At 60.4% G+C, this 13,515-nt stretch carries 14 protein-coding genes; 10 read left to right on the forward strand and 4 right to left on the reverse strand.

Annotated features, from left to right (window positions below):
- The first annotated feature begins 51 nt into the window (after nt 1-51).
- The 4 genes from coaBC (at nt 52) to argB (ending at nt 5,378) form a co-directional block, all read left to right on the forward strand.
- Nucleotides 52-1,263 carry a bifunctional phosphopantothenoylcysteine decarboxylase/phosphopantothenate--cysteine ligase CoaBC gene (gene coaBC, locus PKE98_RS00930; RefSeq protein WP_271193345.1) on the forward strand — a complete coding sequence of 404 codons (1,212 nt, stop codon included), beginning with the start codon at nt 52-54 and terminating at the stop codon, nt 1,261-1,263.
- A 30-nt stretch (nt 1,264-1,293) separates the two neighbouring features.
- A complete protein-coding gene (dut, locus tag PKE98_RS00935; protein ID WP_271193346.1) occupies nt 1,294-1,749 on the forward strand; it encodes a dUTP diphosphatase in 456 nt (151 codons plus the stop codon).
- A gap of 1,270 nt (nt 1,750-3,019) precedes the next feature.
- Nucleotides 3,020-4,417 (forward strand): phosphomannomutase/phosphoglucomutase, encoded by a 1,398-nt coding sequence (gene algC, locus PKE98_RS00940; protein WP_271193932.1) that lies wholly within the window; start codon nt 3,020-3,022, stop codon nt 4,415-4,417.
- Between the two features lie 55 nt (nt 4,418-4,472).
- Nucleotides 4,473-5,378 (forward strand): acetylglutamate kinase, encoded by a 906-nt coding sequence (argB, locus tag PKE98_RS00945; RefSeq protein WP_108095068.1) that lies wholly within the window; start codon nt 4,473-4,475, stop codon nt 5,376-5,378.
- Nucleotides 5,379-5,441: 63 nt separating this feature from the next.
- Here the strand turns inward: argB and PKE98_RS00950 are convergent, their stop codons facing one another.
- Both PKE98_RS00950 and pyrE read right to left on the reverse strand, forming a co-directional pair.
- On the reverse strand, nt 5,442-6,056 hold the full coding sequence (locus tag PKE98_RS00950; protein ID WP_271193347.1) for a DUF4124 domain-containing protein: 615 nt from the start codon (nt 6,054-6,056) through the stop codon (nt 5,442-5,444).
- Nucleotides 6,057-6,084: 28 nt separating this feature from the next.
- Complete coding sequence (gene pyrE, locus PKE98_RS00955; protein ID WP_271193348.1) at nt 6,085-6,726, reverse strand: orotate phosphoribosyltransferase; 642 nt, start codon at nt 6,724-6,726, stop codon at nt 6,085-6,087.
- 93 nt (nt 6,727-6,819) lie between these two features.
- On the opposite strand from pyrE, the gene crc reads away from it, so the two are divergent.
- A complete protein-coding gene (crc, locus tag PKE98_RS00960; protein ID WP_271193349.1) occupies nt 6,820-7,599 on the forward strand; it encodes a catabolite repression control protein Crc in 780 nt (259 codons plus the stop codon).
- A gap of 59 nt (nt 7,600-7,658) precedes the next feature.
- Here crc and PKE98_RS00965 read toward each other — a convergent pair whose 3' ends face one another.
- Together PKE98_RS00965 and rph are read right to left on the reverse strand one after the other, a co-directional pair.
- Nucleotides 7,659-8,027: a DUF4870 domain-containing protein gene (locus tag PKE98_RS00965; RefSeq protein ID WP_271193350.1), complete on the reverse strand. Its 369-nt coding sequence runs from the start codon at nt 8,025-8,027 to the stop codon at nt 7,659-7,661.
- A 39-nt stretch (nt 8,028-8,066) separates the two neighbouring features.
- Nucleotides 8,067-8,789 (reverse strand): ribonuclease PH, encoded by a 723-nt coding sequence (gene rph, locus PKE98_RS00970; protein WP_271193351.1) that lies wholly within the window; start codon nt 8,787-8,789, stop codon nt 8,067-8,069.
- A 191-nt stretch (nt 8,790-8,980) separates the two neighbouring features.
- On the opposite strand from rph, the gene PKE98_RS00975 reads away from it, so the two are divergent.
- The 5 genes from PKE98_RS00975 (at nt 8,981) to ridA (ending at nt 13,515) form a co-directional block, all read left to right on the forward strand.
- Complete coding sequence (locus PKE98_RS00975; RefSeq protein ID WP_271193352.1) at nt 8,981-9,844, forward strand: YicC/YloC family endoribonuclease; 864 nt, start codon at nt 8,981-8,983, stop codon at nt 9,842-9,844.
- Nucleotides 9,845-9,857: 13 nt separating this feature from the next.
- Complete coding sequence (gmk, locus tag PKE98_RS00980; protein ID WP_271193353.1) at nt 9,858-10,478, forward strand: guanylate kinase; 621 nt, start codon at nt 9,858-9,860, stop codon at nt 10,476-10,478.
- 150 nt (nt 10,479-10,628) lie between these two features.
- Nucleotides 10,629-10,892, forward strand: a complete 264-nt coding sequence (rpoZ, locus tag PKE98_RS00985; protein ID WP_271193354.1) for a DNA-directed RNA polymerase subunit omega — start codon at nt 10,629-10,631, stop codon at nt 10,890-10,892.
- Between the two features lie 72 nt (nt 10,893-10,964).
- A complete protein-coding gene (gene spoT, locus PKE98_RS00990) occupies nt 10,965-13,073 on the forward strand; it encodes a bifunctional GTP diphosphokinase/guanosine-3',5'-bis pyrophosphate 3'-pyrophosphohydrolase (protein ID WP_271193355.1) in 2,109 nt (702 codons plus the stop codon).
- A gap of 61 nt (nt 13,074-13,134) precedes the next feature.
- The gene (gene ridA, locus PKE98_RS00995; RefSeq protein ID WP_108095077.1) at nt 13,135-13,515 is read left to right on the forward strand and encodes a deaminase RidA; all 381 of its coding nucleotides are present in this window, start codon (nt 13,135-13,137) and stop codon (nt 13,513-13,515) included.

Genomic DNA, 13,515 nt, shown 5'->3' on the forward strand with positions numbered 1-13,515 from the left:
GGCCTGGGGAGGCGGCGGCATGTCGGATTCCACAACATATAAGGCAGGCCTATGCAGCGGCTGTACCGGAAACGCATCGTCCTAGGCGTAGGTGGCGGCATCGCCGCATACAAAAGCGCCGAACTGGTTCGCCGTCTCCGTGACCAGGGCGCGGAAGTCCGCGTGGTAATGACTCAGGGCGGACGCGAATTCATCACCCCCCTTACCTTGCAGGCGCTTTCCGGCCACCCCGTGCACATGGATTTGCTCGACCCCGCTGCCGAAGCCGCCATGGGTCATATCGAACTGGCCAAATGGGCCGACCTGATTCTGATTGCCCCCGCCACCGCCGACCTGATGGCGCGCCTGGCGCAGGGCATCGCCAACGACTTGCTTACCACTGTGGTACTGGCCACTGATGCGCCGGTGGCCCTGGCGCCTGCCATGAACCAGGCCATGTGGCGCGATGAAGCCACTCAGGCCAATAGCCAATTGCTGATTGCCCGCGGCCTGCATATGTTCGGCCCGGCGTCGGGCAGCCAGGCCTGCGGTGACGTAGGGCTGGGACGCATGCTCGAAGCCGACGACCTGGCGCAACTGGCCGCGGACTGCTTCAAGCGTGAAAGCCTGACTGGCCGCCACGTACTGATCACCGCCGGGCCGACCCAGGAAAACATCGACCCGGTGCGCTACATCACCAACCACAGTTCCGGGAAAATGGGCTTTGCCCTTGCCGAAGCGGCCGTTGAAGCCGGCGCCAAGGTCACCCTGGTGACGGGCCCGGTGCACTTGCCAACCCCCGACCGCGTCAACCGTATCGATGTGGTCAGCGCCCGCGACATGCTCGCCGCCTGCGAAGCCGCCATGCCGTGCGACCTGCTGATCGCCGCCGCCGCCGTGGCCGACTACCGTCCGGAAGTGGTCGCGCAGCACAAACTGAAAAAAGACCCGTCCACCGGCGACGGCATGCTTTTGCAGATGGTGCGCAACCCCGACATTCTGGCGACCCTGGCGCAACGTGAGGATCGTCCGTTCAGCGTGGGCTTCGCCGCTGAAACTGAAAAATTGCTCGACTATGCTGCTCGCAAGCTCAAGGACAAAAACCTCGACCTGATCGTTGCCAACGACGTGGCCAACCCCACCATCGGCTTCAACAGCGAAGAGAACGCGATCACGATCATCGACCGCGACTTGCAGCAGAACAGCCTGGCGCAAACCAGCAAAGGCAAGATTGCCCGCCAGTTGATCGCCTTTATCGCCGAACGCCTGAACAACCAGGCCTGACACTTATTCAACACCTGTAAAGAGCCGCACATGCACGCACTGCAAGCCAAGATTCTCGACCCGCGCATTGGCCGTGACTTTCCCCTGCCTGAATACGCCACCCCAGGCTCGGCCGGCCTTGATCTGCGCGCCATGCTCACCGAAGACCGCGTGCTGGAGCCGGGGCAGACCGTGCTGATTCCTACCGGCCTGTCGATTTACATCGGCGACCCAGGCCTTGCCGCGCTGATTTTGCCGCGCTCGGGCCTGGGCCATAAACACGGCATCGTTTTGGGGAACCTGGTGGGCTTGATCGACTCGGATTATCAGGGCGAGCTGATGGTGTCCTGCTGGAACCGCGGGCAAACCCCTTTCACCATCACGATCGGCGAGCGCATCGCCCAACTGGTGTTGGTGCCCGTGGTGCAAGCGCGTTTCGAGCTGGTTGAACACTTCGATGAGAGCCAGCGCGGCGCGGGTGGTTTTGGCCATTCGGGCAGCCAATGACCCAAATCCCGCTGCTGCACACAATAAAAGCCAGGACGCACCGCCGAGGAGATACCCATTGAAACTCTTCAAGCGCACCGCCAAGGACGCTGAACTTCTACCGCAAGTCATCGACCCCACTGCCGCCAAGGCGGACGAGGAGCCATTGCTGAAAACGTTGGCGCCCGGGCTCGCGGTTGCCTTCGTAGGTGTGCTGGCTGCCGCCGCCGTGCTGTGGTTCGCATTGCTTACCAGCGCGCAGACACAAACCCAGAGCGAGCTCAGCCATGCATGGGGCGGCAGCCAAGCCGCCGCCTTGCAACAGTCTTTGCGTCAACTCAGCAAGGACACCCAGGCCGCTGCGCGCAACCCGGCCTTATTGTCAGCTTTGCAAAGTCAGAACGTTGAGGCCATCACGGCCGCCGAACGTGACCTTGGTTACTGGGACGGCGTGGTCGATGCCTACATCAACTTGCCAGGCCAGGCGACACAGAACACTACCCGCGCCGCACCAATGAACTTTGCCGCTCTGGACCTGCTGCGCCGCGTCGAAGCCGGCGAGAACCCAGCGCCTGAAGCCTACAAAGTTGGCCAACGCTGGTTGGTTTACAGCGCCGCGCCGCTACGCCTGGCCGATGGCCAACCGCTGCAGGGCACATTGTTGCTGATAATCGATCTGCAACGCCTGCTCTCTGCCCTGCCGCCACTGCCTGACGGCATTGGCCAACTGCGTCTGTCGCAGCAGTTCGGTCAGAGCCCGGCACAGTTGCTGTCCAAACGCGGGCAAGAGGTGGCCAGCACACCGCTGGCATTTGTCAGTGGCAACTCCAACTGGAAGCTGGAATTTCTGCCGGGCCCGGACTTGTCGATGCCACCGGTATCGCCCATGCCATTGGTACTAGCGGCCCTGCTGGCACTGTTCGGCGCGTTGCTGGGCCTCATGCTGCTTAACAACCGTCAGCAAAATGCCCTGCGCAGAGATGCTGACCAGCTCACCCAATTAGTACAAGAACTCTCTGCGGGCAAAAGCGTCAAAGCCTTCAGCCTGCGTTCGCCCGTGCTTAACGCGCTGGCGCAGAAGCTCGCGCGCATGCCTCGCCGGCAAAGCGCACCACCACCTGTAGAAGAGACCAAGGCGCCCGGTAGTAGTCCGAGTGGCACGAAAGTGGCAACACCTGCCGCCGTAGAGCCTGCCGAGCTGGTGAACCCTCTCTTTCAAGAAACCGATATTCTCGATATCGACATCCTCGACGAAGACCAGGATCTCCTGGGATTGGAGCAAGCCCCCGCTATGAGCAATGTGCCGCACACCGCACCCAACTTGCCCGCCAGCATCTTCCGCGCTTATGACATTCGCGGCGTAGTTGGCGACACCCTGACATCTGAAACCGCTTATTGGGTCGGCCGCGCAGTGGGCGCCGAAAGCCTTGCCGCTGGCGAGCCCAATGTATCGGTAGGTCGCGACGGTCGCCTGTCCGGCCCTGAACTGGTGCAATCGCTCATTCAAGGCCTGGTGGAAGCCGGCTGCGCCGTTAGCGATATCGGCCTGGTGCCCACGCCTGTTTTGTATTACGCCGCCAACGTACTGGCCGGCAAAACCGGCGTAATGCTCACCGGTAGCCACAACCCGCCCGATTACAACGGCTTCAAGATCGTGGTCGCCGGCGACACCCTGGCCAACGAGCAAATCCAGGCGCTGCGCGAGCGCATCGAAACCAATAACCTCAGCAGCGGCCAAGGCAGTGTTGAGCAGGTTGAGCTGCTGGACCGCTACTTCAAACAGATCCGCGACGACATCGCCCTGGCCAAACCGCTGAAAGTGGTGGTCGACTGCGGTAACGGCGCCGCCGGCGTCATTGCCCCGCAACTGATCGAAGCCCTGGGCTGCACCGTCATCCCGCTGTTCTGCGATGTCGACGGCAATTTCCCCAACCACCACCCCGATCCAGGCAAGCCGGAAAACCTGGAAGACCTGATCGCCAAGGTGAAGGAAACCAACGCTGACCTGGGCCTGGCCTTCGACGGTGACGGCGACCGCGTGGGCGTAGTGACCAACAAGGGCACCATCGTCTACCCCGACCGCCTGATGATGCTGTTTGCCAAAGACGTGGTATCCCGCAACCCGGGCGCCGACGTGATCTTCGACGTGAAATGCACCCGTCGTCTGGGCGCACTTATCAGTGGCTACGGTGGCCGTCCGGTAATGTGGAAAACCGGTCACTCGTTGATCAAGAAGAAAATGAAGCAGACCGGCGCCCTGCTGGCCGGCGAAATGAGCGGCCACATCTTCTTCAAAGAGCGCTGGTTCGGTTTCGACGACGGCATCTACAGCGCCGCACGTTTGCTGGAAATCCTCAGCCAGGACAAACGCGACGCCGAGCACGTCTTCTCCGCGTTCCCAAGCGACGTCTCGACGCCTGAAATCAACATCACCGTGACCGACGAAAACAAGTTCGGCATCATCACCGCCCTGCAGCGTGATGGTCACTGGGGTGAAGGCAGCGTCACCACCCTGGACGGCGTGCGCGTCGATTATCCGAAGGGCTGGGGTCTGGTGCGTGCCTCCAACACCACGCCGGTGCTGGTGCTGCGCTTCGAAGCCGACACCAATGAAGAGCTGGAGCGCATAAAAGAGCTGTTCCGCGCCCAGCTGTACACTGCCGCACCTGACCTCAACCTGCCTTTCTGACCGCCTGCCTGGCCGGCCCTCGTGGCCGGCCATGTCGTTTTTGCTGGAGCCCCGCATGACCCTCGAACGCGATGCCGCCACCAATGTAGCCAAGGTTCTCTCCGAGGCCCTGCCTTACATTCGACGTTTTGTCGGCAAAACCCTGGTTATCAAATACGGCGGCAACGCCATGGAAAGCGACGAGCTGAAAACCGGCTTTGCGCGCGATATCGTTTTGATGAAAGCCGTGGGTATCAACCCGGTGGTGGTGCACGGGGGCGGCCCGCAAATTGGCGACCTGCTCAAGCGCCTGTCGATTGAAAGCCACTTTATCGATGGCATGCGCGTCACCGACGCCGCCACCATGGATGTGGTGGAAATGGTGCTTGGCGGCCAGGTCAACAAAGACATCGTCAACTTGATCAACCGTCATGGCGGCAGCGCTATCGGTTTGACGGGTAAAGATGCCGAGCTGATTCGCGCGAAGAAGCTCACCGTAACCCGGCAAACGCCAGAAATGACGCAGCCGGAAATCATCGACATCGGCCACGTTGGCGAAGTGGTCGGGGTTAATACCGACCTGCTCAACATGCTGGTCAAAGGCGACTTCATTCCGGTGATCGCGCCCATCGGCGTGGGCGCCAACGGCGAGTCCTACAACATCAACGCCGACCTGGTGGCGGGCAAGGTGGCCGAAGCACTGAAAGCTGAAAAGCTGATGCTGCTGACCAACATTGCCGGCCTGATGGACAAGGAAGGCAATGTGCTGACCGGTTTGTCCACCGCTCAGGTCGATGCACTGATCGCCGACGGCACCATCTACGGCGGCATGCTGCCCAAGATCCGGTGTGCCCTGGAAGCGGTGCAGTGCGGTGTGATCAGCGCCCACATCATCGATGGCCGCGTACCCAATGCCGTGCTGCTGGAGATTTTCACCGACAGCGGCGTCGGCACCCTGATCTGCAACCGCAAGCATCACTGATACGCAGCAGGTACAAAAAAGCCCCGGTGAGGATCCTCGCCGGGGCTTTTTATTAAGCGTCGCTTACTGGGTGCCCAGCAGGATTTTGAGCCGGTCACGGTCGGCGTTAAAGCTGGCTTCGGCCTGTTTGCGACCATCCAGGTAGCGCCGGATGTCACCCTCAAGCCCAACCTGCTCGGCTTTGATGTTTTCGATCTGGGCCACCAGGTGGTCCGGCACCTGCTTGCCAGCCCGCTCCTGATCGGCAGCCTGACTTTGCAGGTTGGCCTGCTGAGTTTTGAGAGACGCCAGGTTGCCACGGGCTACCGAAATCACCCCGTCTAGCTCAGCCAGCTTGCGCCCTTTGGCTCGCTCCACATCATCCAGCGTGGAGTACAAGCGCAACAGCTGCGCATCAGAACTGGCGCGCGCTTTTTCATCCAGCAAACGTTGGCGGTCTTGCAAGCTAGGCGCCGGTGCCACGATCTGAACCACCCGGCCCTGCTCGTTCAGCACCTCATAGCCCTTGTAGATCAGCTCCGGCGGCACGCCCTGACGGTCCAGAACCGTAACACCCTTGGCATCTTCGTAACGATAGAGCAGCGCACCCCCGGCACCGTTCTTGTCGGCGGCCAGCCCCATCACCGGCATCGTCATACCGAGTACCAACATGAAACGGATAACGTCCAGTTTGAGCATGCAAACAACACCCTGTCGTGGTTGAGTCTTAGATTCCGTATTGCGCGCGGTATGCCTGGACAGCTGGCAGGTATTTCTTCAGTTCAGCATCTTCGGCCAAGTATTCCAGTACTTGTTCCAACGAAACGATGCTCACCACCGGAATGCCGAAATCACGCTCGACTTCCTGAATGGCCGACAGCTCGCCTTTGCCGCGCTCCTGGCGATTCAATGCAATCAGCACGCCAGCGGCTGTGGCACTTTGCCCTTTAATGATTTGCATGACCTCACGAATGGCCGTGCCGGCGGTGATTACGTCGTCAATAATCAACACATTGCCGGCCAATGGCGCGCCAACCAGCGTGCCGCCTTCGCCATGATCTTTGGCTTCCTTGCGGTTGAAGCACCAGGGCAGATCGCGCTGATGATGCTCGGCAAGGGCAACGGCTGTAGTGGCCGCCAGCGGTATACCTTTGTAAGCCGGGCCGAACAACACGTCGAAATCGATACCGCTGGCCACCACTGCTTCGGCGTAGAAACGCCCGAGCTGAGCCAGGGCCGAACCGCTGTTGAACAGACCTGCGTTGAAGAAATACGGGCTGGTGCGCCCCGACTTGAGGGTGAACTCACCAAAGCGCAGAACCCCACGCTCGATGGCAAAACGAATGAAGTCGCGCTGGTACGCCTGCATAAAAAAGCCCCGGAACACACGGATTTAGCTGTGGGTTTAGCTAATAAGGATGAGCTCGGGTATCATACACGCACGTGTTTTTGGGGGCCATTTATGCGGATCATCAGTGTGAACGTGAATGGTATTCAGGCTGCAGTCGAGCGAGGTTTGCTCAGTTGGCTGCAAGCGCAGAATGCCGACGTCATCTGCCTGCAAGACACCCGTGCCTCCGCCTTTGAATTGGACGACCCAGCCCTCCAACTGGATGGCTATTTCCTCTATGCCAGCGACGCAGAAGTGCCAGACCAAGGTGGTGTGGCACTGTATTCGCGGTTGCAACCCAAGGCGGTGATCAGCGGACTCGGTTTCGAGACAGCTGATCGCTACGGGCGCTATCTGCAGGCCGATTTCGACAAAGTAAGCATCGCCACGCTTCTGCTTCCTACAGGGCAGAATGGCGACGAGAACCTGAATCAGAAATTCAAGTTCATGGACGACTTCGCCCAGTATCTGGACAAGCAGCGGCGTAAACGTCGCGAGTACATTTACTGCGGCTCGCTCTACGTGGCGCACCAGAAGCTGGACGTGAAGAACTGGCGCGACTGCCAGCAGGAACCGGGGTTCCTGGCGCCGGAACGGGCCTGGATGGATGAGATCATTGGCACCATGGGCTATGTCGATGCCTTGCGTGAAGTGAACCGTGAAGGTGACCAGTTCAGTTGGTGGCCCAACAGCGAACAGGCCGAGATGCTCAACCTGGGCTACCGGTACGATTACCAGCTGCTGACCACCGGCCTGCGCCGTTTTGTGCGTGGGGCGCGTCTGCCTCGGCAACCGCGCTTCTCGCAGCACGCCGCACTGATCGTGGATTACGACTGGACGCTGAGCGTGTAACGCCCAGCGCGCAATAAAAAAGCCGGCTTAGCGCCGGCTTTTTTACGTCTACGATTTGCCTACTTCACCAGCCGCCAGCAGAACGGATAACGGTAGGCCTTGCCTTCATTAGCCTTGATGCCGGCGATGATGGTGAGCACCAGTGCAGCAATGCCAACCACCCATATCAGGATGATGCCGATAAATACGAACATCAGCAGGAAGCAAACCAGCATGGCCACTGCCACCGTGATCTGAAAGTTGAGCGCCTCTTTACCCTGGTCGTCGACAAAGGAGGACGTCTCTTTCTTCAACTGCCAGACAATCAGTGGCCCAAGCAGATTCCCGAACGGGAAAATCATGCCCAAAAACGCCGCAAAGTGACAAAACATTGCCCATTGGCGAGCCTCTTTGTCAGGGGTCGAAACGGGTTCCAGATCTTCGGTCATGCTGATCCTCCTTGGACTGCGGGTAAGAGCGCGGCAGGTTTAATCCGCCAACGCCACGCGTTGCAACTCGAACAAATCGGCCATACCTTTTTGCGCCAATGCCAACATGGCATTGAGGTCTTGCGGCTGGAACGGCGCGCCTTCGGCAGTGCCTTGCACTTCGATAAAGCCGCCTTCGCTGGTCATTACCACGTTGAGGTCCGTTTCGGCAGCCGAGTCTTCCAGGTAGTCAAGGTCCAGCACCGGCTCACCCTGGTACATACCCACCGAAACGGCAGCAATCATCTGCTTGAGCGGGTCGCCGCCTTTCAGGCCGCCGCGCTTTTTGATCACTTTGAGTGCGTCGATCACAGCCACCATCGCGCCAGTAATGGATGCAGTGCGGGTGCCCCCGTCGGCCTGAATCACGTCGCAGTCGACATACAGCGTCACTTCACCCAGCTTGGACATATCCAGAGCTGCGCGCAGCGAGCGGCCGATCAGGCGCTGGATTTCCAATGTGCGGCCGCCTTGCTTGCCACGGCTGGCTTCACGCTGGTTACGGTCGCCGGTGGCGCGCGGCAGCATGCCGTATTCGGCGGTCAGCCAGCCTTGGCCCTGGCCTTTGAGGAAACGCGGCACGCCATTTTCCACACTCACTGTGCAGATCACTTTGGTGTCACCAAACTCCACCAATACCGAGCCCTCGGCGTGCTTGGTGTAGTTGCGGGTGATGCGGATCGAGCGCAGCTGGTCAGCGGCACGGCCACTCGGACGTTTCATCAGGAATACCTATTCGGGACGGGAAATCTGCTCGGCATTATAGGGGCCCCGTGCGCCACTCACACAGCAAATTGGGAGCTAACCCCGCACTGCGCTACAATCCTGCGCCTTTATAGGTCGTGAGAAAGAGCCGCTTTAACGAGCGCTTTTACCCGGCCCGCTTACATAGCCCCTTTCTGCGAGGTCTTTCCATGGTGCACAGCATGACCGCCTTCGCCCGCGTCGAGCGGGCCACTGCCAACGGCACGCTGAGCTGGGAACTGCGCTCGGTCAACCACCGCTATCTGGAACCGCACCTGCGCCTACCGGAGTCGTTTCGCGACCTCGAAGGCGGCGTGCGCGATGCACTGCGCCAAGGCCTGTCGCGCGGCAAGGTGGAATGCACCCTGCGCTACACCGAAGAAACCGCCGGCAAACCGCTGCAAGTAGACCGCGACCGGGCCGCGCAATTAGTAGCGGCGGCAGAGAGCGTGGCCAGCCTGATCAGCTCCCCCGCGCCCCTGAACCCGCTGGAAGTGCTGGCCTGGCCCGGCGTGCTGGTGGCCGATGCCGCCGACCCGCAAGCCTTGAACAGCGCCGCCCTGGCCCTGTTCAACGATGCCCTGACTGAACTCAAAGCCGGCCGCGCCCGCGAAGGCGCCGAGCTGGCCAAGCTGCTCAACGACCGCCTGGACAATATCGGTGAAGAAGTCGTTGCCCTGCGCGAGCTGGTGCCGCAGATGCTCGCCGGCCAGCGCCAGCGCATTCTCGACCGCACCGCCGAAATGCAGGTCGAGCTCGACCCGCACCGCCTGGAGCAGGAGCTGGTTTTGCTGGCCCAGAAGAGCGATGTCGCCGAAGAGCTGGACCGCCTGGTCACCCACGTCAGCGAAGTGCGTCGTGTATTGAAAGCCGGCGGTGCCGCCGGCCGGCGTCTGGACTTCCTGATGCAGGAACTCAACCGCGAAGCCAACACCCTCGGCTCCAAGGCCTTTGATACCCGCAGCACGCAAGCGGCGGTAAACCTCAAAGTGCTGATCGAACAAATGCGCGAACAAGTACAGAACATCGAGTAAGGCGGACCCACTCATGCACGCCACCACCGGCACCCTCTACATCATTTCCGCGCCCTCCGGCGCCGGCAAAACCAGCCTGGTTAAAGCGCTAATCGACGCCGAGCCGCAGATTCGCGTCTCCGTGTCGCACACCACCCGCGCCATGCGCCCGGGTGAAAGCGACGGGCTGAACTACCACTTCGTCAGCCGCGAGAGCTTCCTGCAGATGCTCGAGCACAACGACTTCCTGGAGCACGCCGAAGTATTCGGCAACCTCTATGGCACCTCGCAGCGCTGGCTGGAAAAGACCTTGGCCGAAGGCTTCGACCTGATTCTGGAAATCGACTGGCAAGGTGCCCAGCAAGTGCGCCGCCTGCTGCCCGATGCACGCTCGATCTTTATTCTGCCGCCCAGCCAGGAGGCCCTGCGCCAGCGCCTGAACAACCGCGGGCAGGACAGCGACGAAATCATCGAAACCCGCATGCGCGAAGCGGTCAGCGAAATGAGCCACTATGTTGAATACGATCACCTGGTGATCAACGACGACTTCGCTGCGGCCCTGGACGATCTCAAAGCGATTTTCCGCGCCAACAACCTGCGTCAGTCGGTGCAACAACAGCGCCACAGCGACTTGCTGACCGAGTTGCTGGCATAAGGGCAAAAACCCGCCGTCAAGCGGAGCGCTGAAATCTAAGCTTCCATAAAGGCTGGTTATTTTTTAGACTGCACAGTTCGTTCGCCCATCCGGGCTAAAGAATTTTGCACTTCTCTTTATTTACAAGCGTACGTCGCTACGAGGAATACCATGGCCCGCGTTACCGTTGAAGACTGCCTGGACAACGTTGATAACCGCTTCGAGCTGGTCATGCTCGCTACCAAGCGTTCCCGCCAACTCGCCACCGGCGGCAAAGAGCCGAAGGTAGCGTGGGAGAACGACAAACCTACCGTAGTTGCCCTGCGCGAAATCGCTGCCGGCCTGATCGACTACGCCGTTATCGCGGAAGAAGAGATCGTCGACGACGAACCACTCTTTGCCACATTCGAGGAAGAGGCCAACGAGGCCCTTTAAGCCTATGCCCGGTCGATGCTCGTCAACAAAGAGCGATGCGGCGCGAATTTACGCTTGGCCTGGAGTTAACCCATGCCGAGCATAGACGCCCTCGCCGACAGGCTTTCGACCTACCTGGGCGGTGAACAGGTCAACCTCGTTCGCCGCGCCTATTTCTACGCAGAGCAAGCCCACGACGGCCAACGCCGCCGCAGCGGTGAAGCCTACGTAACCCACCCGCTCGCGGTGGCCAATATTCTCGCCGACATGCACATGGACCATCAGAGCCTGATGGCCGCGATGCTGCATGACGTCATCGAAGACACCGGCATTGCCAAAGAGGCGCTCACCGCGCAATTTGGCGAAACCGTCGCCGAACTCGTGGACGGGGTCAGCAAGCTGACCCAGATGAACTTCGAAACCAAGGCCGAAGCCCAGGCAGAAAACTTTCAGAAAATGGCCATGGCCATGGCCCGCGATATCCGCGTGATTCTGGTCAAGCTCGCCGACCGCCTGCACAACATGCGCACTCTGGAAGTACTGGCTGGCGAAAAGCGCCGGCGCATTGCCAAGGAAACACTGGAAATCTACGCTCCCATTGCCAACCGGCTGGGCATGCACAGCATGCGCGTGGAATTCGAAGAGCTTGGCTTTAAAGCCATGCACCCGATGCGCTCCGAGCGCATCCGCCAGGCAGTGAAACGCGCCCGCGGCAACCGCAAGGAAATCGTCAACAAGATCGAAGAGTCGCTGACCCACTGCCTCGAGCGCGAAGGCATGGAAGGCGAAGTGGTCGGCCGCGAAAAGCACCTGTACGGCATCTACCAGAAGATGCGCGGCAAGCGCCGGGCGTTCAACGAAATCATGGACGTTTACGCCTTCCGCATCATTGTCGACAAGGTCGACACCTGCTACCGCGTGCTCGGCGCCGTGCACAACCTGTACAAACCGTTGCCCGGCCGCTTCAAAGACTACATCGCGATTCCCAAGGCCAACGGCTACCAGTCGTTGCACACCACGTTGTTTGGCATGCACGGCGTGCCCATCGAAATCCAGATTCGCACGCGCGAAATGGAAGAGATGGCCAACAACGGCATCGCCGCCCACTGGCTGTACAAATCCAACGACGACACCCAGCCCAAAGGCACCCACGCCCGCGCCCGGCAGTGGGTCAAAGGCGTGCTGGAAATGCAGCAGCGCGCCGGCAACTCGCTGGAATTTATCGAGAGCGTGAAGATCGACCTGTTCCCGGACGAGGTCTACGTCTTCACCCCCAAAGGCCGGATCATGGAGATGCCCAAGGGCTCCACGGCCGTCGACTTTGCCTATGCCGTGCACACCGATGTGGGCAACTCCTGCATCGCCTGCCGCATCAACCGCCGCCTGGCGCCGCTGTCCGAACCGCTGCAAAGCGGCGCCACGGTGGAAATCGTCACCGCGCCAGGCGCCCGGCCGAACCCGGCCTGGCTCAACTTTGTGGTCACCGGCAAAGCGCGCACCCACATCCGTCACGCGCTGAAACTGCAGCGCCGCTCCGAATCCATCAGCCTGGGCGAACGTCTGCTGAACAAAGTGCTGGCCGGTCTCAACAGCCACCTGGAAAAAATCCCCGCCGAGCAAGTGCAAGGCGTATTGGCCGAGTACCGCCTGGAAGTCATCGAAGATTTGCTCGAAGACATTGGCCTGGGCAACCGCATGGCCTACGTGGTCGCGCGTCGCCTGCTGGCCAGTGAAAGCGAGCAACTGCCCAGCGCCGAAGGCCCACTGGCCATCCGCGGCACCGAGGGTTTGGTACTCAGCTACGCCAAGTGCTGCACGCCGATTCCGGGCGACCCCATCGTCGGCCACCTTTCGGCCGGCAAAGGCATGGTGGTGCACCTGGAAAGCTGCAAGAACATCAGCGACATCCGCCAGAACCCGGAAAAATGCATTCAGCTGTCCTGGGCCAAGGACGTGGTCGGCGAGTTCAACGTTGAACTGCGTATCGAGCTGGAACACCAACGCGGCCTGATTGCCTTGCTGGCCAGCAGCGTCAACGCCGCCGACGGCAACATCGAAAAAATCAGCATGGACGAGCGCGACGGCCGCATCAGCGTGGTTCAGCTGGTGGTCAGCGTGCACGACCGCGTGCACCTGGCTCGCGTGATCAAAAAGCTGCGAGCCCTCAAAGGCGTGGTGCATATCTCCCGCGTCCGCGCCTGACCCCCTTTCGTAACGACGGCCTGCGTTTACTGCGCAGAACTAAACCTCAAGGAGCTTTTTCATGAGCAAGAGCGTCATCACTTCCGAACACGCCCCAGCCGCCATCGGTACTTACTCCCAGGCGATCAAAGCGGGCAACACCGTGTACATGTCCGGCCAGATCCCCCTGGACCCGAAAACCATGGAACTGGTTGAAGGCTTCGAAGCCCAGACCGTGCAGGTGTTCGAGAACCTCAAAGCCGTAGCCGAAGCGGCCGGCGGTTCGTTCAAAGACATCGTCAAACTGAACATCTTCCTCACCGACCTCTCGCACTTTGCCAAGGTCAACGAGGTGATGGGCCGCTACTTCGAACAGCCTTACCCGGCCCGCGCCGCCATCGGTGTAGCCGCTCTGCCACGCGGCGCCCAGGTTGAAATGGACGCCATTCTGGTTATTGAGTAA

Origin of the sequence: Pseudomonas turukhanskensis (genome assembly GCF_027922365.1) — a bacterium.
GTDB lineage: Bacteria > Pseudomonadota > Gammaproteobacteria > Pseudomonadales > Pseudomonadaceae > Aquipseudomonas > Aquipseudomonas turukhanskensis.